This is a genomic window from Halomonas sp. WWR20 (assembly GCF_054602495.1).
In genome coordinates, this window is sequence record NZ_JBTRHR010000003.1 from 1 (window position 1) to 21,687 (window position 21,687).

Genomic DNA, 21,687 nt, shown 5'->3' on the forward strand with positions numbered 1-21,687 from the left:
GCCTCGATCTCGCTGGCCACGGTTTCGAGAAACATTGCGCGATCCTCGAGCGAGGTCTCGCGGTAGGTATCGAAGGCGTCCCAGGCGAGCTGCGCGGCCTTCTCCACCTCGGCGGCGCTGCCACCGGCATAGGCCGGGTCGAGCGGTTCGCCGGTGGCCGGATTGACGGCATGAATGGCGGCACTAGTGCCGGTGATGGCCTGCTGGCCGATGAGTGATTTGCCTTCCAAGATCATGAATGCTTCCTTTGGGTGCGATTGAGTAGGGCTTTTGTCGAGCTGCTGCCATGCGGTTCAGGCAAGTGCCACGAGGTCGTCGTATAGGCTTTTTGAAATGGCAATTCCATGCTTAAGACTGCGTTCGCGAGCCTCGTAACGACGCTGGGACGGGAGTCGAGCACCTTGATCGATCATGGAGGTAAATAGCATTTCGGCGCTATTGATAGACTGCTCGGAAGTGGTGCCCATAAAGTGCGACGGATCCATGGCGATGATGAGCTCTCCATGGTAGGGGGAGGCTCCACAGCCTCCATCGTAGGCCAGGGATTGGGCGCTGGTGAGATCGCCTATCAGCGGCCCGGCAATAAGCTCAATCATGGCTGCCAGTGCAGATCCCTTATGACCGCCAAAGGTGAGCATGGCACCTTTGAGTGCAGCTGCAGCTTCCTGTGTCGGTTGCCCTTGGGCGTCTATGCCCCAGCCCAAGGGGATAGGTTTTCCTTCGCGCCGGTGGAGCTGGAGGTCACCACGCGCAACGGCGCTGGTCGCAAAGTCGAAAATGAAGGGGTACTGGCTCATCGGACGAGGCCAGCCGAATGCGATAGGGTTAGTCCCGAATAGTGGCTGAGTGCCTCCCTCGGGTGCCACCCAGGCATGGCTTGGGTTGCAGGCAATCCCCACTAGACCTCGCTCAGTGAGGGCTTCGATTTCTACCCAGAGGGCCGAAAAATGTACGCAATGATTGATAATCAAAGCGGCGAGCCCATGCTGTTTTGCCTTGGCTTCCAATAGCGGTAACCCCGCCTGGAAGGCCAGTTGCGAAAAGCCACCTTGGGCATCGACACGAATTAGGCTGGTCGTTTGATCGTGAAGCACGGGCTCGGCGCTAGCATCGACCTTGCCTGATTGTAGTGTGCAAACGCAGTTCAACAGTCGATAAAGGCCGTGTGAATGACACTCATCCCGTTGGCCTGCTACCACAACCTGCGCCAGTGCTTGGGTTTGCTTGTCGCTAAACCCCTGCCGCTTAAGCACGGATTCAGCCAACGCATAAGCTTTATTCAGACTCATGCGGATCATGAAGCTCTCCTATCGGAACATAATAGGCATCGAACTAAAACAACGACACAGGGAAGGGGGTTCCTCCCCTGTATCATGTGTTCGCTTTGGGAGAAGGTCACGCTTCCTTGAGCGCAGCTGACCACTCGGCATACCATTTGCGGAACAAGGTGTACTGGTTTTCAACGTAATTACGCTGGGCACAGCTCAGAGCATCGGTTTCGTTGAAGTGCAGCTCATATTGAGTTTCGCCGTTCATGACCATGAGATGCTTGTAATACAGCACCAGGTCCGCGCCTTCATCGAAAGAGGAAAGGACCCCTAGGGCTGATTCGAGTTCTTGTGCCAGCCGGCGTGCACGCGCATCGCCCTCGGCGGCTTGCTTGCTCAGCGAGACGAGGTGCAGGACTTCCCTTGGTAAAGCATTACCAATACCAGTGATAGCGCCAGTCGCACCGCAGTTGACAAAGCCATGGAACACGTTGGTATCAACGCCAACCATCAGGGTGACATCGTTGTCCTGCGAGGTAATGTTCTCAGCCGCATAACGCAGGTCGGCGGCCCCTCCGAATTCCTTGAAGCCGATCAGGTTCGGGTGCTCTTCACGTAGGGCGAAGAACAGGTCGGCGCGGGTGGCGAAGCCATAATAGGGGCTGTTGTAGATAACCGCGGGTAGGTTGGGAGCCGCGTTCAAAATGGCGGAAAAATGCGCCTTTTGTGCAGCGACTGACGTGCCACGTGAGAGCACGCGGGGAATGACCATTAATCCGTGGGCGCCGACCTGGGCAGCATGGGCTGCGTGGGATACAGCTTCCTTAGAATTGACAGCGCCGGTGCCCACGATCGTGGGCACACCCGCAGCAACCAGGCGGGCCACGCCTTCTTGCCGCTCAGCTTCGGTTAATAGTGGCCAGTCTCCCATCGAGCCGCAGTAGACCACAGCGCTCATACCAATATCGATCAGTTCGAGCCCCTTGGCGACGAGCGCATCGTAATCCGGCGCACGATCCGGAGTGCAGGGCGTCATGAGAGCGGGAATACAGCCAGTGAAGATATTGTCGTTCATGTTACTTCCTTGATGATGACTAACGGATCAGTGCCGTATGTGGGTATCCATTCGCGACAGGTTTGCTGGATATGGCTATCGCGAGATTTGAGGTTGCCGGGCTAACCCGGTGGCAAGGTGTCAGGACGCTACGATTCCCCAAGCGAAAGGATCGTTTTCGTCTATGAGCAGGGTCGTATCCGCGCTCATATAAGCGCGGCCCTTGATGTAGGGTCGGATTCGTTCATCATCCCATTCGTAATAGCCTTCGAACTGGCTACCGGTAATGCTGGCTTGTAACCAAGGCGAGCCAGGGGCCAGTTTGCCGTCGGCAGCCAGGCAGGCCAATTTGGCGCTTGTGCCCGTACCGCAGGGAGACCGGTCGTAAGCCTTGCCAGGACAGAGCACGAAGTTGCGACTATCCGCTATCGCGTCTTCAGCAAATAACTCGATATGGTCAATGGCACCCCCGTCCTCGCCAGTGATCGATTGGGCTTCGAGTGCCTGGCGGATCGCCCAGGTGAAAGCGGTCAACGTCTCGACGTTATCGAGCTGTAGCGACTGGTCATGCTCGCCAATAAGGAAGAACCAGTTGCCGCCCCAGGCAATGTCACCGTGCACAACGCCATAGCCAGGCACTTCAACTGGAACCCGTTGCCGGTAACGATAGGAGGGCACATTGCGTACCGTGACTGCGCCATCTTCATGCAGCGTGGCGCTGACTGTCCCAACCGGGGTGTCGATCTTGTGTGTGCCTGGCTCGATCTTGCCGAGGTGATAAAGAGATGCCACCAGGCCAATCGTGCCATGGCCGCACATACCCAAGTAGCCTGTGTTATTGAAGAAGATGACCCCACAGGCCGCATCCTTTGATTCCGGCTGGCAATACAGGGCCCCGACAAGGACATCGTGACCTCGCGGCTCCAGCATGCAGGCCCGTCGCCACTTGTCATGTGAATTACGCAGCGCGTCCCGCTTCTCTGCAATCGTGTCCCCTGTCAGGGCTGGAAAGCCATCCATTACGAGCCGTGTCGGTTCGCCGGCTGTGTGGGAGTCGATGACGTGTATGCGTTTCATAAGCGCTCCGATTATTCTATCTGCATGGGCCAAGGCCCCACTTCGGTATTGTTCCGTGCATGATTGAATCTTTTTATATTTTATACAATCTTCAAAGTGAAAAGTGAAGCTTTCTACAAAAGGTGAGATGCCATAGCCAAGCTAGCGGCAATGGGATATGAAGCCACGCGATGGTTAGGTGCCTACGAAACTAGGGGCAATTCAGCTTAAGGAACCACTGAATAATTCGGTTCTGGCCGGCTGAAACCTCCAGCGTGGTCAGATCATCGTCTCGGTGACCATTACATGACCACCTTCAAGTGGCCTGTTTTACCTGGCAGCCGAGATATTCGGCTGCCAAGCCAGATTCAAAACACACCGGTCCCGCCAGCATGGCCCTGGCATCGTCTCGCCAAGACCAGATTGCCGAGGGCGAACAGGGTAAACAGCTGCGCCTGGTTCTTGGCCAGTCCCTTGTAACGCACCTTCCGGTAGCCGAAGAGGTTCTTGATAACATGAAACGGGTGCTCGACCTTGGCGCGGATGCTGGCCTTGGCTTTCTCGTATGCCAGCAGCAGCGTTTTCATGGGGCTGTCTTCCATCTTCTTGATGGTGCCGCGCTTGGCGGCGACACAGCACCGAGAGTCGGGGGCATCCTTCTCTTCGTCTAGATACTTCCCCATGCTGGTGTAGCCGGCATCGCCGTATATCCGCTTGTCATCAGCCCGTACCAGGGCGCTTGCCATAGTGACATCGGCGACATTGGCCGAGGTGGCGGCAACACTGTGGGTCAGCCCGGTGACCGCATCGACACTGATATGGGCCTTCATGCCAAAGAAATACTGGTTACCTTTCCTGGTCTGCTTCATCTCCGGATCACGTTGCCGGGTCTTGTTCTTGGGGGAGGGTGCGGCCGCCACGATGGTGGCATCGACGATGGTGCCCTCGTGCATGAACAGGCCCTGCTCAGCCAGGCTGACGTTGATTTCCTCGAAAATCCTCTGGGTCAGGGCATGCTTCTCCAGCAGGTGGCGGAAGCGCAACAAAGTGGTTGCGTCCGGCACGCTCTCGACAGCCAGATCGATACCGATAAAGTCACGCATGGCCTGGCTGTCGTAGATGGCGTCTTCGAGCGCCTTATCGGCAAGCGCGTACCACTGCTGCAGGAAGTCGATCCGCAGCATACGCTCCAGGCCGATGGGTGGCCGGCCGCGCTTGCCTGCTGCGTTGGGGAAGTAGGACGGCGACAGCGTCTCAATCAGCCGTTGCCAAGGCACCAAGGCATCCATCTGGGCCAGGAACCGCTCTCGGCGGGTAACCTTCTTCTTGTTCTGGTGCTCTGCTTGGGCGAACGAGGTTTGCTTCATCGGATGGCTCTGTCAGACGATGGCGGTGTAGCCCGATTTTACCCCGTCGGTGACTGCCAGGCAGTTGCGGCGGGATTTAAGCTGGGCGTTAACCGCCATCAACAAAAATTCATGAAAATAACAATCAAAGTCCCGAGTCATAATGAACTGACTCGGGGCTTTTCATTTCAGTGGCGCACTTACTTCGCCGCCAGCGCCACGCCCACCTTCGACCGGCTAGGTCGCCCAATGGCTTGGGTGATCCAGGTGCCGGTTCCCGCCAGCTTGTTCAGGTCGATGCCCGTCTCGATACCCAGCCCATCCAGCAGATACACCACATCTTCACTTGCCACATTGCCGGAGGCGCCCTTGGCGTAGGGGCAGCCGCCGAGGCCGGCGACGGAGCTGTCGATCACGGCGATGCCTTCTTCCAGCACGGCGTAGAGGTTGGCGAGTGCCTGGCCGTAGGTGTCGTGGAAGTGGGCGGTGAGCTTGTCCATGGGAATGTCTCGGCTCACGGCTTCGATCATGCGCTTGGCCTTGAGTGGGGTGCCGGTGCCGATGGTGTCGCCGAGCGAGACCTCAAAACAGCCCATCTCATATAACGCCGTTGAGACTTCGGCGACCTGGGCCGGGTCGATGTCGCCTTCGTAGGGGCAGCCGAGCACACACGAGACGTAGCCGCGTACGCGCACGTTGGCGGCCTTGGCGCGTTCCAACACTGGCTCGAAGCGTTGCAACGATTCGGCAATCGAGCAGTTGATGTTCTTCTGCGAGAAGGACTCGCTGGCGGCGCCAAACACGGCGACTTCCTCGACGCCGCATTCCAGCGCGGCTTCCAGCCCCTTGAGGTTGGGGGTGAGGGCGGAGTACACCACGCCGGGCCGGCGGGTGAGGCCGGTCATCACTTCGCGGTGATCGGCCATCTGCGGCACCCATTTGGGCGAGACAAAGCTGGCAGCTTCGATATGTCGGATGCCTGCCGCGCCGAGGCGGTCGATCAGTTCCAGCTTGGTGGCGGTGCTGATCGGCTCGGGTTCGTTCTGCAGGCCGTCGCGGGGGCCGACCTCGACCAGCCTGACGGAATGGGGGAACGCCATATTCGTCTCCTTACCTCGCGTTATTCTCCCGCCTGAAACTCCACCAGCACATCTCCTTGCCCCACGGTATCGCCGGCCGCGAAGTGGAAGCTCTCCACGTGGCCATCGGCGGGGGCGTTGAGGGTGTGCTCCATCTTCATCGCTTCCATGACCATCAGCGGCGTGCCTTTCTCGACGGTCTGGCCGGGCGCGACGAGCAGCGCGACCACGGTGCCGTGCATGGGGGCGGTGAGGGTGGCATCGACTTCGTGGTGGCCGTGATCGACGGCGTCGAGGCGGCGCCAGAACAGGCGGGTCTCGCCCTGGGCGTCGCCCAGGATGAGGATGTCGCCGTGGGCGGTACGTTCGGTGCGGGCCAGCAGGCGGCGGCGATGCCCGTCCAAAGTGATCGCCACGGCGTCGCCGTCCAGGCGTTGCAGGCGGCCGGGCAGGGCGTCGCCGCCGATGTGCAGGCGCCAGTCGTTGTCGGTCATCGGTCGCTCGGCTTGCACGGTGACGATGGCGTCGCTGTCGGCGTCGTCGCTGGCATGGGCCGGGTCGGTGAGAGCGATGCGGATGGCTGCCGGGGCGTTGAGCCGCCAGCCGTCGCGGCGTGCCCAGGGGGTTTCGGCGCTGGCTTCGTCCTGCAGCCGGTCGATGGCGACCAGGGCCGCTGCCGCATAGGCCTGGGCATCGAGGCGCGGGGCGGCGAACAGGCTGTCGTGGTGATGCTCGATGAAGCGGGTGTCGAGCTCGGCCTGCTTGAACGCGGGGTGACTGGCCAGGCGCTGCAGGAAGGCGCGGTTGGTGATCACGCCGGCCACGTCGAGCGCGCTCAGTGCCCGGTTGAGGGTGGCCAGGGCCTGGTCGCGGTCGTCGCCATGCACGATCAGTTTGGCGAGCATCGGGTCATAGTGCATCGAGACCGCGTCACCTGCCTCGACGCCGCTGTCGAGCCGAACGCGCTCGGCGTCCAGCCCCGCGCCGGTCAGGTCGAGCCCGAAGCGCTCGAGCGTACCCGTGGCGGGCAGGAAGTCCTGCTCGGGGTCCTCGGCGTAGAGGCGCGCCTCGAAGGCATGGCCGCTGATGGTCAGTGCATCCTGCGCCTTGGGCAGCGGCAGGCCGGCGGCCACGCGCAACTGCCACTCGACCAGGTCCTCGCCGGTGATCATCTCGGTGACGGGGTGCTCGACCTGCAGGCGAGTGTTCATCTCCATGAAGTAGAAGCGGCCGTCCGCATCAAGAAGGAACTCGACGGTGCCCGCACCCACGTAGCCGATCTCCCTGGCGGCACGCACCGCGGCTTCGCCCATTTCGCGGCGCAGGGCCTCGCTCATTCCCGGGGCGGGGGCTTCTTCCAGCACTTTCTGGTGGCGGCGCTGCACCGAGCAGTCGCGCTCGAACAGGTAGACGCCGTTGCCCTGGCTGTCGCAGAACACCTGCACCTCGACGTGGCGCGGTTGGGTCAGGTATTTCTCGATCAGCATGCGATCATCGTTGAAGGCGGCGCGGGACTCGCGACGGCAGCCGTCGAGGGCGGCCTGGAAGTCTTCGCCGCGCTCGACCACGCGCATGCCCTTGCCGCCACCGCCGGCACTGGCCTTGAGCAGGGCCGGGTAGCCGATGCGATCGGCCTCGGCTTTCAGATGATCGTCGGCCTGCTCGTCGCCGTGGTAGCCGGGCACCAGCGGCACGCCGGCGGACTCCATGCGCGCTTTGGCGGCGGACTTGTCGCCCATGGCGGCAATCGCGCTGGCCGGCGGGCCGACGAAAATGATGCCGGCCTGCTCGCAGGCGGTAACGAAGGCGGCATTCTCGGAGAGGAAGCCGTAGCCGGGGTGAATGGCATCGGCGCCGGTACGCCGGGCCGCTTCGATCACGGCATCGATGTTCAGGTAACTCTCGCGTGCCGGGGCCGGGCCCAGGCGGATGGCCTCGTCGGCCTCGCGCACGTGGCGGACGTCGGCATCGGCGTCGGAATACACCGCCACGCTCCTGAGGCCCAGGCGGCGGGCGGTGCGGATCACGCGGCAGGCGATCTCGCCGCGGTTGGCGACGAGAACGGTCGCCAGCGGCTTGGGGGCGTTGGCGAGGCTCATGCACCCGGCTCCTTGTCATTGTCTTGATGGGGCTTCCAGGCGGGCGGGCGCTTGTCGAAGAACGCGCCCAGGCCTTCCTGGCCCTCGTCGCTGACGCGCAGTTCGCTGATGACCTGGCAGCAGCGCTCACGGATGGCGTCCGAGTCGGGCTCACGGGCGACGGCGGCGAGCAGGGCCTTGGTGGCGCGGCTGGCTTGAGGGGAAGCGGCGAGGAGGGTGTCGATCAGGGTGTCGAGAGACTTGTCCAGGCTATCGCTGCCGGCCACCTCGTGCACGAGCCCCAGCATCTGCGCGGTACTCACGTCCAGGACTTCGGCGGTCAGCGCATAGCGGCGCATCTGGCGGCTGCCGATGGCGCGCTGCACGTAGGGGCTGATGACCGCCGGGGAGAGGCCGATCTTGACTTCGGAGAGACAGAAGCGGGCGGCTTCGGAGGCCACCACGATGTCGCAGCAGGCGGCAAGTCCCACCGCCCCGCCGTAAGCCGCGCCCTGCACGCGACACAGCGTGGGGCAGGGCAGGGTGTCGAGGCGGTGCATCATGCGCGACAGTTCGCGGGAATCGTCGAGGTTGGCATCGAAGCTGTACTCGACCATGCGCTTCATCCAGGCGAGATCTGCCCCCGCAGAGAAGTGCTTGCCTTCCGAGCCCAGCACCACCACGCGCACCTCGCTACGCTCGGCGGCGTCGTGCAGGCGATCGAGATGACGATTGAGCTCGGCGATCAGGGCATCATCGAAGGCGTTGTGCACGTCGGGGCGCGCCAGGGTCAGCCAGGCAACGCCGCGCTCGTCGATGTTCAGCCGGGAATATTGCGTCTCTTGGGTCATGTTGTCGTCCGTTCCCATGAACCTGCTGATTCCAGAAAGGTGCCGAGCGATGCTCAGGCGAGGCAAAAATCGGCGAGAGGACGGAGTTTACTGAGCGTAAATGAGTACCTTGAGCCGATTTTTAACAAAGCCTGAGCGAGCGCAGGCCCTTTATGGTCACATCCGGAATACGCCGAAGTGCGTCTCTTCCACTTCCACGTTCATTGCCGCCTCCAGCGCCAGCCCCAGCACATCTCGGGTCTGCAGCGGGTCGATCACGCCGTCGTCCCACAGCCGCGCGCTGGCGTAGTAGGGGTGGCCCTGGCGTTCGTACTGCTCGCGGATCGGCGCCTTGAAGGCGGCTTCGTCGTCGGTGCTCCAGGTCTCGCCATCGCGCTCGAACTGATCCCGTTTCACCTGGGCCAATACGTTGGCGGCCTGGTCGCCGCCCATTACCGAGATGCGTGCGTTGGGCCACATGAACAGCAGGTTGGGGTCATACGCGCGGCCGCACATGCCGTAGTTACCGGCGCCGAAACTGCCGCCGATCAGCACCGTGAACTTGGGTACCTTGGCGCAGGCCACCGCGGTGACCAGCTTGGCGCCGTGCTTGGCGATGCCTTCCTGCTCGTACTTCGAGCCGACCATGAAGCCGGTGATGTTCTGCAGGAACACCAGCGGAATCCTGCGCTGGGCGCACAGCTCGATGAAGTGCGCGCCCTTGACCGCGGACTCCGAGAACAAGACGCCGTTGTTGGCGACGATGCCCACCGGGTGGCCGTGCAGGTGCGCGAAGCCGGTGACCAGGGTGTCGCCGTAGTAGCGCTTGAACTCGTCGAAGTCGGAGTCGTCGACCAGCCGGGCGATGACCTCGCGCACGTCGAAGGGCTTCCTGAGGTCGGTACCCACGATGCCGTAGATCTCTTGCGGGTCGAGGCGCGGCGGACGGGATTCGCGCATCGCCAGTTCGCCGCGCTTCTGCCAGTTGAGCCGTGACACGGCGCGGCGTGCCAGTTGCAGGGCATGGGCGTCGTTGTCGGCATAATGGTCGGCCACACCGCTGATCTTGGCGTGCACGTCGGCGCCGCCCAGGTCCTCGGCGCTGATCGTCTCGCCGGTGGCGGCCTTCACCAGCGGCGGGCCGCCGAGAAAGATGGTGCCCTGGTTACGCACGATGATCGATTCGTCGGCCATCGCCGGCACGTAGGCGCCACCGGCGGTACACGAGCCCATCACCACGGCGATCTGCGGGATGCCTGCGGCGGAGAGCGTGGCCTGGTTGTAGAAGATGCGCCCGAAGTGGTCGCGGTCGGGGAACACCTCGTCCTGGTGGGGCAGGTGCGCGCCGCCGGAGTCGACCAGGTAGATGCACGGCAGGCGGTGCTTGCGGGCGATCTCCTGGGCGCGCAGATGCTTCTTCACGGTCAGCGGGAAGTAGGTGCCGCCCTTGACCGTGGCGTCGTTGGCGACGATCACGCACTCGACGCCCGAGACCCGGCCGATGCCGGCCACCACCCCGGCGGCAGGCACCGGTGAGTCATAGACTTCATGGGCGGCCAGCGCGCCGATCTCGAGAAACGGTGCGCCCTCGTCGAGCAGATGATCGATACGATCACGTACGAACAGCTTGCCTCGCGACTCATGGCGTTCGCGGGCCTTGTCGCCGCCACCCCGGGCGATGCTCGCGGTCAGGCCATGCAGCCGCTCGACCTCGGCACGCATCGCCGCCGCGTTGGCCTGGAACGCCTCGCTGCGCGGATTGATCTGGGTCGTCAGAATAGCCATGTGCTTCCTCTCACTTCGATTCCGCAAATAGCTCGCGCCCGATCAGCATCCGCCGAATCTCGCTGGTCCCCGCGCCGATCTCGTACAGCTTGGCATCGCGCAGCAGGCGCCCGGTGGGGTATTCGTTGATGTAGCCGTTGCCGCCGAGCAGCTGGATGGCGTCGAGTGCGACCTGGGTGGCCTTCTCGGCGCAGTAGAGAATCACCCCGGCGGCATCCTTTCTCGACGTCTGGCCGCGGTCGCAGGCGCCGGCGACGGCATACAGGTAGGCGCGGCAGGCGTTCAGCGTGGTGTACATGTCGGCCACCTTGCCCTGTACCAGCTGGAACTCGCCGATGGCCCGGTCGAACTGCCTGCGCTCGTGAATGTAGGGCACCACCACGTCCATGGCCGCCTGCATGATGCCGATGGGGCCGGCGGCGAGCACGGTGCGTTCAAAATCCAGCCCGCTCATCAGCACCTTGGCACCGCGGTTCTCCTCGCCGAGGATGTTCTCGGCGGGCACTTCGCACTCCTCGAACACCAGCTCGCAGGTGTTGGAGCCACGCATGCCCAGCTTGTCGAGCTTCTGGGCGGTGGAGAACCCGGGGAAATCCTTTTCGATGATGAATGCCGTGATGCCCTTGGAGCCCGCCTCGGGATCGGTCTTGGCGTAGACCACCAGCACGTGGGCATCGGGGCCGTTGGTGATCCACATCTTGTTGCCGTTGAGCACGTACTTGTCGCCGCGCTTCTCGGCGCGCAGCTTCATCGACACCACGTCGGAGCCGGCGCCGGGTTCGGACATCGCCAGTGCGCCGACGTGTTCGCCGCTGATCAGCCTGGGCAGGTACCTGGCCTTCTGCTCGGCGCTGCCGTTGAGCTTGAGCTGGTTGACGCACAGGTTGGAGTGCGCGCCGTAGGAGAGTCCTACCGAGGCGCTGGCCCGAGAAATCTCCTCCATGGCGATGCAGTGGGCGAGGTAGCCCATACCGCTGCCGCCGTCCTCCTCGGGCACGGTGATGCCGAGCAGGCCCATGTCGCCGAACTTGCGCCATAAGTCGGCGGGGAAGGTGTTGTCATGATCGATCTGCGCGGCGCGCGGGGCGATCTCATCGCGGGCGAAGGCATTGACCTGATTGCGCAGCATGTCGAGCGTTTCATCCAGACCGAAGTCCAGCGGAGTGTAGGGTGTAAGCATGGCGTGCTCCCCGATGTCGCGTCTTGTGGCGGCGGCCTGATTATCCTTGTGTGCTGATAGGCTAGGCGGGGTTGACGTTTACGTAAAGTAGAGATTTAGTCGAAGAGCGGACAACCGTGCGCTAAGCGCCAACGGGATGCAGACAAGGCATGCTGCGGACACGAAGCCAGACATCGTGTTATCCCTACAATTGACGTAAACTAACCGGCCGTTAGCTTGCTCAACATTCCGCGAGATTACATGTCCTCCGATACTGCTCCGGCGCCCGACCTCCCTGTTTATCGACACCGCGGGTTTGTTCCTTTTCTGGGGTCGCGTCTGGCGGCATCGTTTGCCATGCAGATCCAGGCCATTGTCGTGGCCTGGCAGGTATATGCCATCACCCAGGACCCCCTGACGCTGGGCTACGTGGGCCTAGCCCAATTTCTGCCCATGGTCGTCCTGCTGTTACCGGCGGGAGATCTCGTCGACCGTTTCGACCGGCGACTGATTCTTCATCTTAGCTGGAGCGTGCAGGGCGTTTGCAGTGCATTGCTGCTGTGGCTGGCGCTTGACCCGCCCAGCCATGCCGGCCCCTTCTATAGCGTGCTGGTCCTGTTCGGCGCGGCGCGTGCGTTTACCGGGCCGACACTGCAGAGCCTGCTGCCGCAGATCGTGCCGCCGGCGTTGCTGGGCAAGGCGATCGCGTTGAATTCATCGATCATGAAGATCGCCGTGATCAGTGGGCCGATGCTGGGCGGGCTGTTGTACACCTTCGGGGCGCAGGCCGCCTATACAGTTTGCCTGGTATGTTTCGTAGTCGCCGTGGCGATGCTGTTCTGGGTGCCGGTGGCTTACAAGAGTGAGCGCGTCGCCCAGGAAGCCACGGCCTGGAAGCGCTTCACTGCGGGCATCGTCTACATTCGCCGTCAGCCGGTCATTCTCGGGGTGATCTCGCTTGATCTCTTCGCGGTGCTTTTCGGCGGAGTCGTGGCGCTGTTACCTGTTTATGCCCAGGAAATACTGCACGTCGGACCGCAGGGGCTGGGAGCGTTGCGCAGTGCGATTGCCATTGGCGCCTTCCTGATGGGGTTGTACCTGGGCGTAAAAGCCATCAAGCGCCATGCGGGCCTGGTGATGTTCGCCGCGGTCGCGGTCTTCGGTATCGCCAACCTGGTATTTGCGCTCTCGCACGTTTTCTGGCTCTCGTTCTTGGCGCTATTGATCGCCGGTGCCGCCGACATGATCAGCGTCTATGTGCGGCTGACACTGCTGCAACTGGCCACGCCCGATGAGATGAGAGGACGCGTCAATGCCGTCAACATGTTGTTTATCGGAGCGTCGAACGAGCTGGGAGAGTTCGAGTCCGGGGTGACTGCGTCGTGGTTCGGTACGGTCCCTGCGGCCGTGATTGGCGGAATGGGGACGTTGGCGGTGGTAGGGCTGTGGATGTGGGGGTTTCCATCGCTGCGCCGAGCGGACCGACTCGAAGATGTCACGCCTAAAGAACCGGCATGATCCCGTGGCTTAGGCAATGTACAAGCGGAACGGTTAGAATCGCTGGATAAACCGTCACGCCGTTGAGAATACCCATGAAGCCTTTTCTAGTCCTGATAATCGCTTTGCTACTCGTCGCCTTGACGGGGTGCAGTTATACCCCGGCACGCATCGAAACCAAGCCGATAGTGGAAATCGATGATGGCCATGATCATCACCATGCAGAACATCGTCGCGATGGCGATTTTTGCCCACCCGGGCAGGCCAAGAAGGGACGCTGCTAGGTTCTAGCCTGGCGCTCGCTCTGGCCTCTGATACGGGAACACGTTAAAGCGTATTCCCGTATCGGAGACGCCATCGTCTTATCCGGGCAACCCGAAATCCTCCGGGACCAATCCTTCGCCAATCAGGAAGTCGGCGACCATGCGCTGCTCGTCGTCGTAGTCGTTGCCATAGCGGTGCACAAAGGCGATCAACCGATTCTCGTCGAAGCCCTCATACCACTCCCAATCGACATACTGGCTGCCGACGAACCATTGGCGCGCATCCGTTTGCGAGTTGATCTGCATCTCCATCGCGTTTCCTCCATGAAGTTTTCGGTCGCCTCCACACCCTAGACGGATTTTCCCAGCGCTTCTAATCCGATTCGCAGTGTCATCCTCGATGACGTAAACCGCCGATTAGCCTGAGGTAGCGGACGCTAATCGGGCGTTGTGTCTGCAACAAAAATATACAAAATGATATAAATTCGTTCACATTGCACGATGCCGATGAGCCGCCTTGTGCAAGTTACGGTTCATGTGCGGGCAACGGCGCGACGCCTGGAGACAAGAGGTAAGTAATGACCACGATCGTTTGGGATGGCACAACGCTGGCGACGGACTCCTTGATCAGTGTTAATGGTTCTACCTATAACCATGCGCAGAAACTCTTTCAGTTGGATAATGGCGAATGGGTCGCTTTTGCCGGGGAGCAGCAGGGGTGGTGGGAAGTCATGGAGTGGCTCAATGCCGGTTCGCCCAGGCATGATAAGCCGCATGTCTCGCGTATAGAGATGATCATTGCCGGTCAGAACGGTGTCTTCGAGATGTTCGACCGGCTAGTACGGATGCCGGTAACGGGGCCAATCGCCTATGGGACGGGGTGGAAGTGGGCCTTGGCCGCCATGGACCATGGCAAGAACGCTATCGAGGCTGTCGAGTATGCAACCACGCGTGATCATGACACGGGCGGTAATATCCAGTCGGTTGAGATACTCGCGCTACCCAGGAGTTTATATGAGCCGCTGGGCACTGCGATGCATGAGGTGACAGCTCCCGCGGTCGCGTAAGACATAGGCGGTATAAGATGGTGCTGTCGAATCGGCAAGAGTGTCACAAAGCACTTGGGAGAGGAGGATAGGGCCCAGGAGTTGATAGAGCCCAGGAGTTGATGGGGCACTGGGGAATAGGTTTCTCATCGAGTCGATGGAGGTTGTTTTTGCTATAAATTCCGCCTGTTATTCCTAAACACCATTCATGCATCTGCTCATTCTGTTAATATCGCCGACTTTCGTGGTGGATATATACCACCGGCTTGTCTGGGTGAATTACGGGAATAGCGCATGAATGCGGTAATTTTGGCCGTCCTGGTCATGGTGGGACTCTCTTTGGCGCGCGTGTCTGTTGTGTTTGCCCTGATTATCGGGGCACTCGTCGGCGGACTGTACGGTGGGTTAAGTATCGAAGACACACTCGACGCTTTTAACGATGGGGTGGGCAACGGCGCGCAGGTCGCCTTAGCCTACGCGACGTTGGGAGCCTTTGCGGTGGCTATTTCACGTTCCGGACTGCCGGATCTACTGGCGCAGCGCTTGATCCGGCTACTAGGGTATGAATCTTCGATACAACGCCAGGCGGTAGTAAAGTATTTATTGCTGGGCAGCGTTCTTCTGGTGGCGATTTCATCGCAAAACCTTATCCCCGTCCATATTGCGTTCATCCCGATTCTAATACCGCCGCTACTGCATATGATGAACCAGCTAAGTCTGGATCGTCGTGCAGTCGCGTGCGCTCTGACTTTTGGCCTCACGGCCCCTTACATGCTGTTGCCTGTCGGTTTTGGCTCCATCTTTCTCAATGAGATCCTGCTGGCCAATATCAATGACGCAGGTAGCGCGTTCGGGCTGGAAGTCACTCGCAGCATGGTGCCTATGGCCATGGGGATTCCGGTGGGGGGCATGGCGGTCGGTTTGATGGTGGCCTTGTTCGTTTCATACCGTAAGCCACGCAGCTACCAGCCGTCGACAATCTCCCATGACGCACCGCAGGAGACTGCTGAAGTTCAGGTGCACAACCGTGGCTTGATCATGGCCGTCGTCGCAATCGTGGCGGCTCTTGCCATACAGTTATATAGCGGCTCGATGATCCTTGGCGGTCTGGTGGGATTTGCCTTGCTATCCGTGGGAGGCATTTTCAAGTGGCGTGAAGCAGATGATCTCTTCACCCGCGGCATGCGCATGATGGCATTGATCGGCTTTATCATGATTTCAGCGGCGGGGTTCGCCGCCGTGATGAAGGCAACGGGCGATATTAACGGTTTAGTCGAGAATGCGTTCGAGCTGATTGGCGATAATAAAGCATTGGCAGCGATGATTATGCTATTGGTCGGATTGTTCATTACGCTAGGGATTGGCTCGTCGTTTTCCACGATACCGATTATTGCTGCAATTTACGTTCCCCTTGCCGTGCAGTTTGGCTTTTCGCCAATGGCGACGATTGCGTTAGTGGGGACGGCTGGCGCCTTGGGAGACGCTGGTTCTCCCGCCTCGGACTCTACACTGGGTCCGACCTCGGGCCTCAACATGGACCGTCAGCATGATCATATTTGGGATAGCGTGGTTCCGACCTTTCTACATTACAATATCCCTCTGGTGATCTTCGGGTGGCTTGCCGCTATGTGGCTGTAATGTTTGGTTCGGGAATGCTTAAATAGTTATGCTGGGCTTGGCAATTATCCTTGTAAAGAGGATAATAATTTTGGTAACCCCTGAATCTTCCATGGAATGAGGCAAGAATGTCCCTGCTAAGCGAATATTTGAGGAAGGAACAACAGCTCAAGCAGTTGAGTGATGAACTCCAGCAGCTTGAACAGGATCAGCGTTTGAAGTCAGAGCTGGATTTCAAAGCGAAGCTTGAATCCTTGATGGATGAATACAGCAAGAAGGCAGGTGACGTTGTCGAACTGCTTAGCCCGAATGGCGAGTCACGCTCGGCTCCTGCCAAGGAACAGCCGGCGACAGGCGGTAGGCGCAAGCGCAAGCTGAAGATCTACAAGCACCCGCATACGGGCGAGGTCGTTGAGACCCGCGGTGGCAACCATAAGACGCTGAAAGCATGGAAGGATGAGTTCGGTAACGATACGGTTGAAGAGTGGTTGGTGCGAACTGAAGATTGAATGATAAACCCTTTTCAGTGCGTTGTGTCGATGGTTGAGAAAGGCGAACGAGGCTGGTTGGGGTTGACTGGGTGTCAACAGCACGCAACATGGATGTTGCGAGCTCAGTGTTGCAGGTTAGGCTTTCTGACTGCTAGTTACAGGAAGATGAGCTCTGCGCAGTTTAAATAAGGAGTTTTTGGTGTAATCATATAAATGGCTATGATACTAGAGGTAAGTATTAAGCCTTACTGAGTAAATATTAGTCATGTGGCGATGTCTAGATCTGGCATGAGTCGCTATTTACAATGAAATTATGTGCTTGGCTCTAGCTAAGCTAACATTTGTGTATCCAGTGTGTTAACAATGTCCGCAATCCAGCATGAGGCTATGCTTGGAATACGATAACCTCAAGGTTATATTTCTGCTTTAATAGGGCAAATATATATTCATTATGAGAAAACATGATAATCGCTTTGCACCGAAACCTATGGATGAACGTGAAAAGTTAAGAAAATTCAGGGAGCTAGACGATGCCTTTGCACAAGCTCTGCGGGATATGGAACAAACCACCAGTCACCAGAAGCCAGAAGCAGAGCAGCAGAGGCAGGTCTCTTTTGAAGAAAGACTGAATGATTTAATGACAGAGTACCGTCTGCCTAATGAAAATGTAACAACTTTGCTGCGGACATTGATTGAGCTTGAAAAGATAGCTTGATGATGAACTGCTGTCGTTTTAATTGATAGTCAACCCTGGTCCGCGATGAGTCTTTTGTTAGGCTGGCGTGATGAAAAACAGCACATTAATTAAATAAATTATGAAGCAATTTGTCTCAAGGAGACGGGAGGTGCCTAAATTTGCCGTTCTTTTAGCTGCCCATAATGGAGAAAAATGGATTGCTGAGCAGGTTAGGACAATCCTTGGACAAAAAAACGTATCGGTGACTATTTTTATTAGTATCGATGTGTCAGAAGATAATACTTATAGTGTGTGTCAAAGTCTGGCGAAAGAATTTCGCAATCAGATCAGTATACTGCCTGTCGGTGACCGCTTTGGCGGGGCCGGGCCCAATTTCTATCGGCTTATCAAAGATGTAAACTTTCATGGCTTTGATTATATCGCTTTTTCAGATCAAGATGACTTGTGGTTTGAAGATAAGCTCTGGTGTGCCCATGAAAAAATGAGCGCTAACGGGGCTCATGCATATTCAAGTAATGTTATCGCTTATTGGTCTTCTGGTAGACAGCTTGTAATTAATAAGGCACAACCGCAGAAAAAGTGGGATTATCTATTTGAAGCGGCCGGGCCTGGCAGTACTTACGTGCTTAAAAAATATAATGCAGAAAAGTTGAAAGATTTTGTTGCTGAGCATTGGTCGGAGGTCAATGAGTTTTCTCTACATGACTGGTTAATATACGCTTTTTTTCGAGTTAATGGATGGTGCTGGTTTATTGACAGCTGCCCATCTCTTTATTATCGGCAACACGAAAGCAACCAGATTGGTGCTAATGATGGCATCAAGCAAGCCTTTAAACGCTTATCCAAGGTTAAACAAGGATGGTATCGTAACGAAATTAGGAAATTGGCACTCTTGCTCAAGACGGACAGATTGCCGCCAGGATCTATAGTGTGTTATGGTAATTATTTCAATACTTTGCGTCTGATTTCTTCAGCTAAGGATTTGCGAAGAAGAGTGCGTGACCAGATAATGTTATCTGTATTCATACTGTTTGGTTTTTTTTAATGGACAACAAAGTGCGTACTCCTTACCAGCGCCGCCATTCTCGATGGTACGAAAGGATTCTGCTAGGTTTGCCCTTCCAGTTACTGGTGGGTCTTACTTTGGTTGTCATGTTACCGTCGCTCTGGCGCTGGGGTTGGGGGTTCTGGGAGTATCTTCCCAGTATACGTACCAATACCCTCTTTGCGATAGGCACTTCATTCGTCGTAATTTTCTTTACGCTACGCAGGCTGATCAGGTTTCCAGGAGCGCATACTTCTGCCTATATTATCCCTACGGTTACGATAGTTTTTTTGCTTGCAGTCGCCGTGCTGTTCTTCATGCGCTGGGGGTACACACGTCAGGTATTATTCAGCGCGTATCTGCTTAGCATGGCCTGGTTCTTCGCGGGCTATCTGCTCGGACGGCGTTATCGGCGTTTAAAGTTGGCGGTTGTGCCCTTTGGCGAAACCTTGCAACTTCAAGGGACCGAAAGAGTCGAGTTGCGCTGGCTGGAAATTCCGGACGTTTCAGGTGTCAGGTTCGATAGCATCGTTGCCGATTTACGGGCCAAAGACCTGGGGCCGGAATGGGAAAAATTCCTCGCTCAGTGCACTCTGTCTGGAATCCCTGTATATCATATCCGACAAATCCAGGAATCCATGACGGGCAGGGTTCAGATCGAACATCTTTCGGAAAATATGTTTGGTTCGTTGCTGCCTTCATCCATTTATTCTGTCTGTAAACGAGTCATGGACTTGGTCGGAGCGGTGTTGCTTCTGCCTATCCTATCTCCGTTGCTGCTTATTACCGCTATTGCGATAAAGGCTGAGAGTCGCGGCCCCGTTCTCTTTATACAGGACCGGATGGGGTATCGGGGTGTCCCTTTCAGAGTCTATAAATTTCGCAGCATGCTGCTGGGGCAAGAGGGCAGTGGCTACACTGAGTGTGTGGATGACCCTCGTATCACTAGAGTAGGCAAAGTTATACGCAAGTACCGTATTGATGAATTGCCACAATTGCTGAACATCATTAAAGGTGAGATGAGCTTCATTGGCCCACGGCCTGAATCCATGGAGCTCTCTGAATGGTACGAGAAAGAAGTGGCTTTCTTCAGTTATCGTCATATCGTGCGTCCTGGAATCTCTGGCTGGGCACAAGTGGAGCAGGGTTACGCAGCGCAAATAGATGGTATGACGGCAAAGTTGCAATATGATTTTTATTATATAAAACATTTTTCACTTTGGATTGATGTTCTAATCTTCTTTAAGACAATAAAAACTATATTGTCTGGCTATGGGGCTAGATGAAAATAGCCAATATAGGAATATCGGATCCTGCTTCAGTTAGTGAGACGCAGTAATGAATTTATTTTCCTATCCGTGGTAGGGCCGTAATTCTGCTGTGCCTAGTACCTACCTTAGCTTCCTATTGGATGCCGTCGTCATTATTAGCTGACGAAATCAAGCCGTTCCGCTCATAATATACATAAGTGTTATTTTGGTCTCCCGCCCAATATGATGGCTCATGCCTGCATAAATTACCTTACTGATGGTTAATGCTTTAGTATGGCCGCATAAGTAGATGTTTTAATCTATAGATATACTAATGATCATTTCGTGGTCTAAAAGTATCTATATTGTTTTTTTAATGTTCAAAACGTACTGCTAATAGTAGGTTTTTAATCGTACATGGCTGGGTTTGATTAATTAAGCAGGAGTGGCTTGATATTAAGAAAATGGTTATAGACATGTAGTGGGTTAACTGTTTTTATTGTAGCTATAAAGTCTCTTCAAGTTGGCGCGATATATTCCGCTTGTTACTTATCGTGTGTAATTAAATGCAGTTTCACGCGTTAATGTACGCTGCAAAAGGAACGGTTAATGTTAACTCCTATTGTCATGGCAGGTGGTAACGGTTCACGCCTTTGGCCTTTATCGCGACACATGCGGCCTAAGCAATTTCTTAACTTGCAAGGCGATGGCTCCATGCTGCAGCAGACGTTATCCCGTCTGGATGGCTTGGATGTCTCAGCCCCCACGGTTATTTGCAATGAGGAACACCGCTTCCTGGTGGCCGAGCAACTGCGTCAGATTGAGGCAAATGATGCTCGGATATTGCTCGAGCCCTTTGGCCGTAACACCGCCCCGGCAATAGCGCTCGCGGCAATCGCAGCCACACAGAAGGGCGATGACCCACTGCTAATGGTACTGGCTGCCGATCACCAGATCCAAGATATCGAAAGTTTCCATGAAAGCATTCATCAGGCGTTGCCTCTAGCGGAGCAGGGCTATCTGGTGACTTTCGGTATTGTACCCACCCATGCCGAGACGGGATATGGCTACATCCAGCTAGGCGACATGCTGGGCCAAGGACCGGGCACCAAGGTAAAACGGTTTGTGGAGAAGCCCGACCTTGATACGGCTTCAACGTATCTTGCATCGAATGACTATTGCTGGAACAGCGGTATGTTCATGTTCCGGGCCAGTCGCTATCTGGAAGAACTGCAAACACACCATCCCGCTATATTCGACGCTTGTCAAAAAGCGATGAGTGACACCCAGCTCGATCTGGACTTCGTGCGCCTGAACGGTGAAGCGTTTGCCGCGTGTCCTGAAGAGTCCATCGACTATGCCATCATGGAAAAGACCGACCGGGCCGCTGTGGTACCCATGCACGCACGGTGGAGCGATATTGGCTCATGGTCCTCTCTCTGGGAAATGAGCAACAAGTGCGAATCAGGCAATTGCCAATCGGGCGATGTCATGTTCGAGGATACTCATAACACATTGGTACGCGCCGAGAGTCGTCTGGTGGCCGCCGTGGGCGTCGAGAACTTGATGATCGTCGAAACCAAAGATGCGGTGCTGGTGGCCCATAAAGACCAGGCCCAGCAAGTCAAACGTATCGTAGAACGCCTTAAAGAAGAAGGCCGGCCGGAATATCTGCATCATCGAGAAGTTTACCGTCCTTGGGGCGTTTACGACTCTATCGATAATGGTCAGCGCTACCAGGTCAAGTGCATCAGAGTGAAGCCTGGGGCCAAACTATCCGTGCAGATGCATCATCACCGCGCCGAGCACTGGGTGGTCGTTTCGGGTACGGCGCGTGTCACGAACGGCGATAAGACTTACCTGGTATCCGAAAACGAGTCAACCTACATTCCGATCGGGCAGGTCCATGCATTGGAAAACCCGGGTGTCATTCCCTTGGAACTGATAGAGGTCCAGTCAGGGGCATACTTGGGTGAAGACGATATTGTACGTTTTCAGGATAACTATGGACGTGTCTGAACTACACGTCATAAGTGATTAATGCCATCCCGCAGTTAATGCTGGTTCGTGTCGTTAAGTATGAAATATAAAAGCCTCATCTCTATCGAAGAGAATCAACGGACAAC

The 21,687-nt window shown here is 57.1% G+C and carries 20 protein-coding genes; 9 read left to right on the forward strand and 11 right to left on the reverse strand.

Features of this window, described 5'->3' with window-relative positions:
- The 10 genes from ACW4DH_RS06375 to ACW4DH_RS06420 all read right to left on the reverse strand — a co-directional run.
- Positions 1 to 236: aldehyde dehydrogenase family protein (locus ACW4DH_RS06375; protein ID WP_459635537.1), on the reverse strand; the 236-nt coding region annotated here is incomplete at its 3' end.
- A gap of 57 nt (positions 237 to 293) precedes the next feature.
- Positions 294 to 1,298, reverse strand: coding sequence for an Ldh family oxidoreductase (locus ACW4DH_RS06380; protein ID WP_459635538.1), 1,005 nt, complete (start codon positions 1,296 to 1,298; stop codon positions 294 to 296).
- A gap of 97 nt (positions 1,299 to 1,395) precedes the next feature.
- The gene (locus tag ACW4DH_RS06385; protein ID WP_459635539.1) at positions 1,396 to 2,343 is read right to left on the reverse strand and encodes a dihydrodipicolinate synthase family protein; all 948 of its coding nucleotides are present in this window, start codon (positions 2,341 to 2,343) and stop codon (positions 1,396 to 1,398) included.
- Positions 2,344 to 2,463: 120 nt separating this feature from the next.
- Positions 2,464 to 3,399 (reverse strand): 4-hydroxyproline epimerase, encoded by a 936-nt coding sequence (locus ACW4DH_RS06390; RefSeq protein ID WP_459635540.1) that lies wholly within the window; start codon positions 3,397 to 3,399, stop codon positions 2,464 to 2,466.
- 347 nt (positions 3,400 to 3,746) lie between these two features.
- The gene (locus ACW4DH_RS06395) at positions 3,747 to 4,745 is read right to left on the reverse strand and encodes an IS5 family transposase (protein WP_459635541.1); all 999 of its coding nucleotides are present in this window, start codon (positions 4,743 to 4,745) and stop codon (positions 3,747 to 3,749) included.
- Positions 4,746 to 4,924: 179 nt separating this feature from the next.
- Positions 4,925 to 5,824 (reverse strand): hydroxymethylglutaryl-CoA lyase, encoded by a 900-nt coding sequence (locus ACW4DH_RS06400; protein ID WP_459635542.1) that lies wholly within the window; start codon positions 5,822 to 5,824, stop codon positions 4,925 to 4,927.
- A gap of 20 nt (positions 5,825 to 5,844) precedes the next feature.
- A complete protein-coding gene (locus tag ACW4DH_RS06405) occupies positions 5,845 to 7,902 on the reverse strand; it encodes an acetyl/propionyl/methylcrotonyl-CoA carboxylase subunit alpha (RefSeq protein WP_459635543.1) in 2,058 nt (685 codons plus the stop codon).
- Positions 7,899 to 8,732, reverse strand: a complete 834-nt coding sequence (locus tag ACW4DH_RS06410; RefSeq protein WP_459635544.1) for an enoyl-CoA hydratase-related protein — start codon at positions 8,730 to 8,732, stop codon at positions 7,899 to 7,901. The genes ACW4DH_RS06405 and ACW4DH_RS06410 overlap by 4 nt, the downstream gene beginning before the upstream one ends.
- Positions 8,733 to 8,888: 156 nt before the next feature.
- Positions 8,889 to 10,496 (reverse strand): carboxyl transferase domain-containing protein, encoded by a 1,608-nt coding sequence (locus tag ACW4DH_RS06415; protein WP_459635545.1) that lies wholly within the window; start codon positions 10,494 to 10,496, stop codon positions 8,889 to 8,891.
- 10 nt (positions 10,497 to 10,506) lie between these two features.
- Complete coding sequence (locus ACW4DH_RS06420; RefSeq protein WP_459635546.1) at positions 10,507 to 11,676, reverse strand: isovaleryl-CoA dehydrogenase; 1,170 nt, start codon at positions 11,674 to 11,676, stop codon at positions 10,507 to 10,509.
- Positions 11,677 to 11,916: 240 nt separating this feature from the next.
- Here ACW4DH_RS06420 and ACW4DH_RS06425 point away from each other — a divergent pair, with 240 nt between their 5' ends.
- Complete coding sequence (locus ACW4DH_RS06425) at positions 11,917 to 13,173, forward strand: MFS transporter (protein ID WP_459635547.1); 1,257 nt, start codon at positions 11,917 to 11,919, stop codon at positions 13,171 to 13,173.
- A 74-nt stretch (positions 13,174 to 13,247) separates the two neighbouring features.
- Positions 13,248 to 13,436, forward strand: a complete 189-nt coding sequence (locus ACW4DH_RS06430) for a hypothetical protein (protein ID WP_459635548.1) — start codon at positions 13,248 to 13,250, stop codon at positions 13,434 to 13,436.
- 78 nt (positions 13,437 to 13,514) lie between these two features.
- On the opposite strand, the gene ACW4DH_RS06435 is transcribed toward ACW4DH_RS06430, so the two are convergent.
- Positions 13,515 to 13,727: a hypothetical protein gene (locus ACW4DH_RS06435; protein WP_459635549.1), complete on the reverse strand. Its 213-nt coding sequence runs from the start codon at positions 13,725 to 13,727 to the stop codon at positions 13,515 to 13,517.
- Between the two features lie 266 nt (positions 13,728 to 13,993).
- Between ACW4DH_RS06435 and ACW4DH_RS06440 the strand changes: the two genes are divergently transcribed.
- From ACW4DH_RS06440 to ACW4DH_RS06470, 7 genes are all read left to right on the forward strand, one after another.
- A complete protein-coding gene (locus tag ACW4DH_RS06440; protein ID WP_459635550.1) occupies positions 13,994 to 14,482 on the forward strand; it encodes a 20S proteasome subunit A/B in 489 nt (162 codons plus the stop codon).
- Between the two features lie 273 nt (positions 14,483 to 14,755).
- Positions 14,756 to 16,099 (forward strand): Na+/H+ antiporter family protein, encoded by a 1,344-nt coding sequence (locus tag ACW4DH_RS06445; RefSeq protein ID WP_459635551.1) that lies wholly within the window; start codon positions 14,756 to 14,758, stop codon positions 16,097 to 16,099.
- Positions 16,100 to 16,206: 107 nt separating this feature from the next.
- Complete coding sequence (locus ACW4DH_RS06450) at positions 16,207 to 16,587, forward strand: histone-like nucleoid-structuring protein, MvaT/MvaU family (RefSeq protein ID WP_459635552.1); 381 nt, start codon at positions 16,207 to 16,209, stop codon at positions 16,585 to 16,587.
- 469 nt (positions 16,588 to 17,056) lie between these two features.
- A complete protein-coding gene (locus ACW4DH_RS06455) occupies positions 17,057 to 17,284 on the forward strand; it encodes a hypothetical protein (protein ID WP_459635553.1) in 228 nt (75 codons plus the stop codon).
- A gap of 130 nt (positions 17,285 to 17,414) precedes the next feature.
- Positions 17,415 to 18,311 carry a glycosyltransferase gene (locus ACW4DH_RS06460; protein WP_459635554.1) on the forward strand — a complete coding sequence of 299 codons (897 nt, stop codon included), beginning with the start codon at positions 17,415 to 17,417 and terminating at the stop codon, positions 18,309 to 18,311.
- Positions 18,311 to 19,597: an exopolysaccharide biosynthesis polyprenyl glycosylphosphotransferase gene (locus tag ACW4DH_RS06465; RefSeq protein WP_459635555.1), complete on the forward strand. Its 1,287-nt coding sequence runs from the start codon at positions 18,311 to 18,313 to the stop codon at positions 19,595 to 19,597. Before ACW4DH_RS06460 ends, ACW4DH_RS06465 begins: the two co-directional genes overlap by 1 nt.
- Before the next feature lie 573 nt (positions 19,598 to 20,170).
- Positions 20,171 to 21,580, forward strand: coding sequence for a mannose-1-phosphate guanylyltransferase/mannose-6-phosphate isomerase (locus tag ACW4DH_RS06470; protein ID WP_459635556.1), 1,410 nt, complete (start codon positions 20,171 to 20,173; stop codon positions 21,578 to 21,580).
- The last annotated feature ends 107 nt before the right edge of the window (positions 21,581 to 21,687 follow it).

Coding starts and splice junctions, on each gene's coding strand:
- ACW4DH_RS06390 (WP_459635540.1), bottom strand. CDS start 3,399: ATGAAACGCATACACGTCATCGACTCCCACACAGCCGGCGAACCGACA.
- ACW4DH_RS06445 (WP_459635551.1), top strand. CDS start 14,756: ATGAATGCGGTAATTTTGGCCGTCCTGGTCATGGTGGGACTCTCTTTG.
- ACW4DH_RS06450 (WP_459635552.1), top strand. CDS start 16,207: ATGTCCCTGCTAAGCGAATATTTGAGGAAGGAACAACAGCTCAAGCAG.
- ACW4DH_RS06415 (WP_459635545.1), bottom strand. CDS start 10,496: ATGGCTATTCTGACGACCCAGATCAATCCGCGCAGCGAGGCGTTCCAG.
- ACW4DH_RS06455 (WP_459635553.1), top strand. CDS start 17,057: ATGGATGAACGTGAAAAGTTAAGAAAATTCAGGGAGCTAGACGATGCC.
- ACW4DH_RS06405 (WP_459635543.1), bottom strand. CDS start 7,902: ATGAGCCTCGCCAACGCCCCCAAGCCGCTGGCGACCGTTCTCGTCGCC.
- ACW4DH_RS06425 (WP_459635547.1), top strand. CDS start 11,917: ATGTCCTCCGATACTGCTCCGGCGCCCGACCTCCCTGTTTATCGACAC.
- ACW4DH_RS06395 (WP_459635541.1), bottom strand. CDS start 4,745: ATGAAGCAAACCTCGTTCGCCCAAGCAGAGCACCAGAACAAGAAGAAG.
- ACW4DH_RS06400 (WP_459635542.1), bottom strand. CDS start 5,824: ATGGCGTTCCCCCATTCCGTCAGGCTGGTCGAGGTCGGCCCCCGCGAC.
- ACW4DH_RS06470 (WP_459635556.1), top strand. CDS start 20,171: ATGTTAACTCCTATTGTCATGGCAGGTGGTAACGGTTCACGCCTTTGG.
- ACW4DH_RS06420 (WP_459635546.1), bottom strand. CDS start 11,676: ATGCTTACACCCTACACTCCGCTGGACTTCGGTCTGGATGAAACGCTC.
- ACW4DH_RS06410 (WP_459635544.1), bottom strand. CDS start 8,732: ATGACCCAAGAGACGCAATATTCCCGGCTGAACATCGACGAGCGCGGC.
- ACW4DH_RS06430 (WP_459635548.1), top strand. CDS start 13,248: ATGAAGCCTTTTCTAGTCCTGATAATCGCTTTGCTACTCGTCGCCTTG.
- ACW4DH_RS06380 (WP_459635538.1), bottom strand. CDS start 1,298: ATGATCCGCATGAGTCTGAATAAAGCTTATGCGTTGGCTGAATCCGTG.
- ACW4DH_RS06385 (WP_459635539.1), bottom strand. CDS start 2,343: ATGAACGACAATATCTTCACTGGCTGTATTCCCGCTCTCATGACGCCC.
- ACW4DH_RS06440 (WP_459635550.1), top strand. CDS start 13,994: ATGACCACGATCGTTTGGGATGGCACAACGCTGGCGACGGACTCCTTG.
- ACW4DH_RS06465 (WP_459635555.1), top strand. CDS start 18,311: ATGGACAACAAAGTGCGTACTCCTTACCAGCGCCGCCATTCTCGATGG.
- ACW4DH_RS06435 (WP_459635549.1), bottom strand. CDS start 13,727: ATGGAGATGCAGATCAACTCGCAAACGGATGCGCGCCAATGGTTCGTC.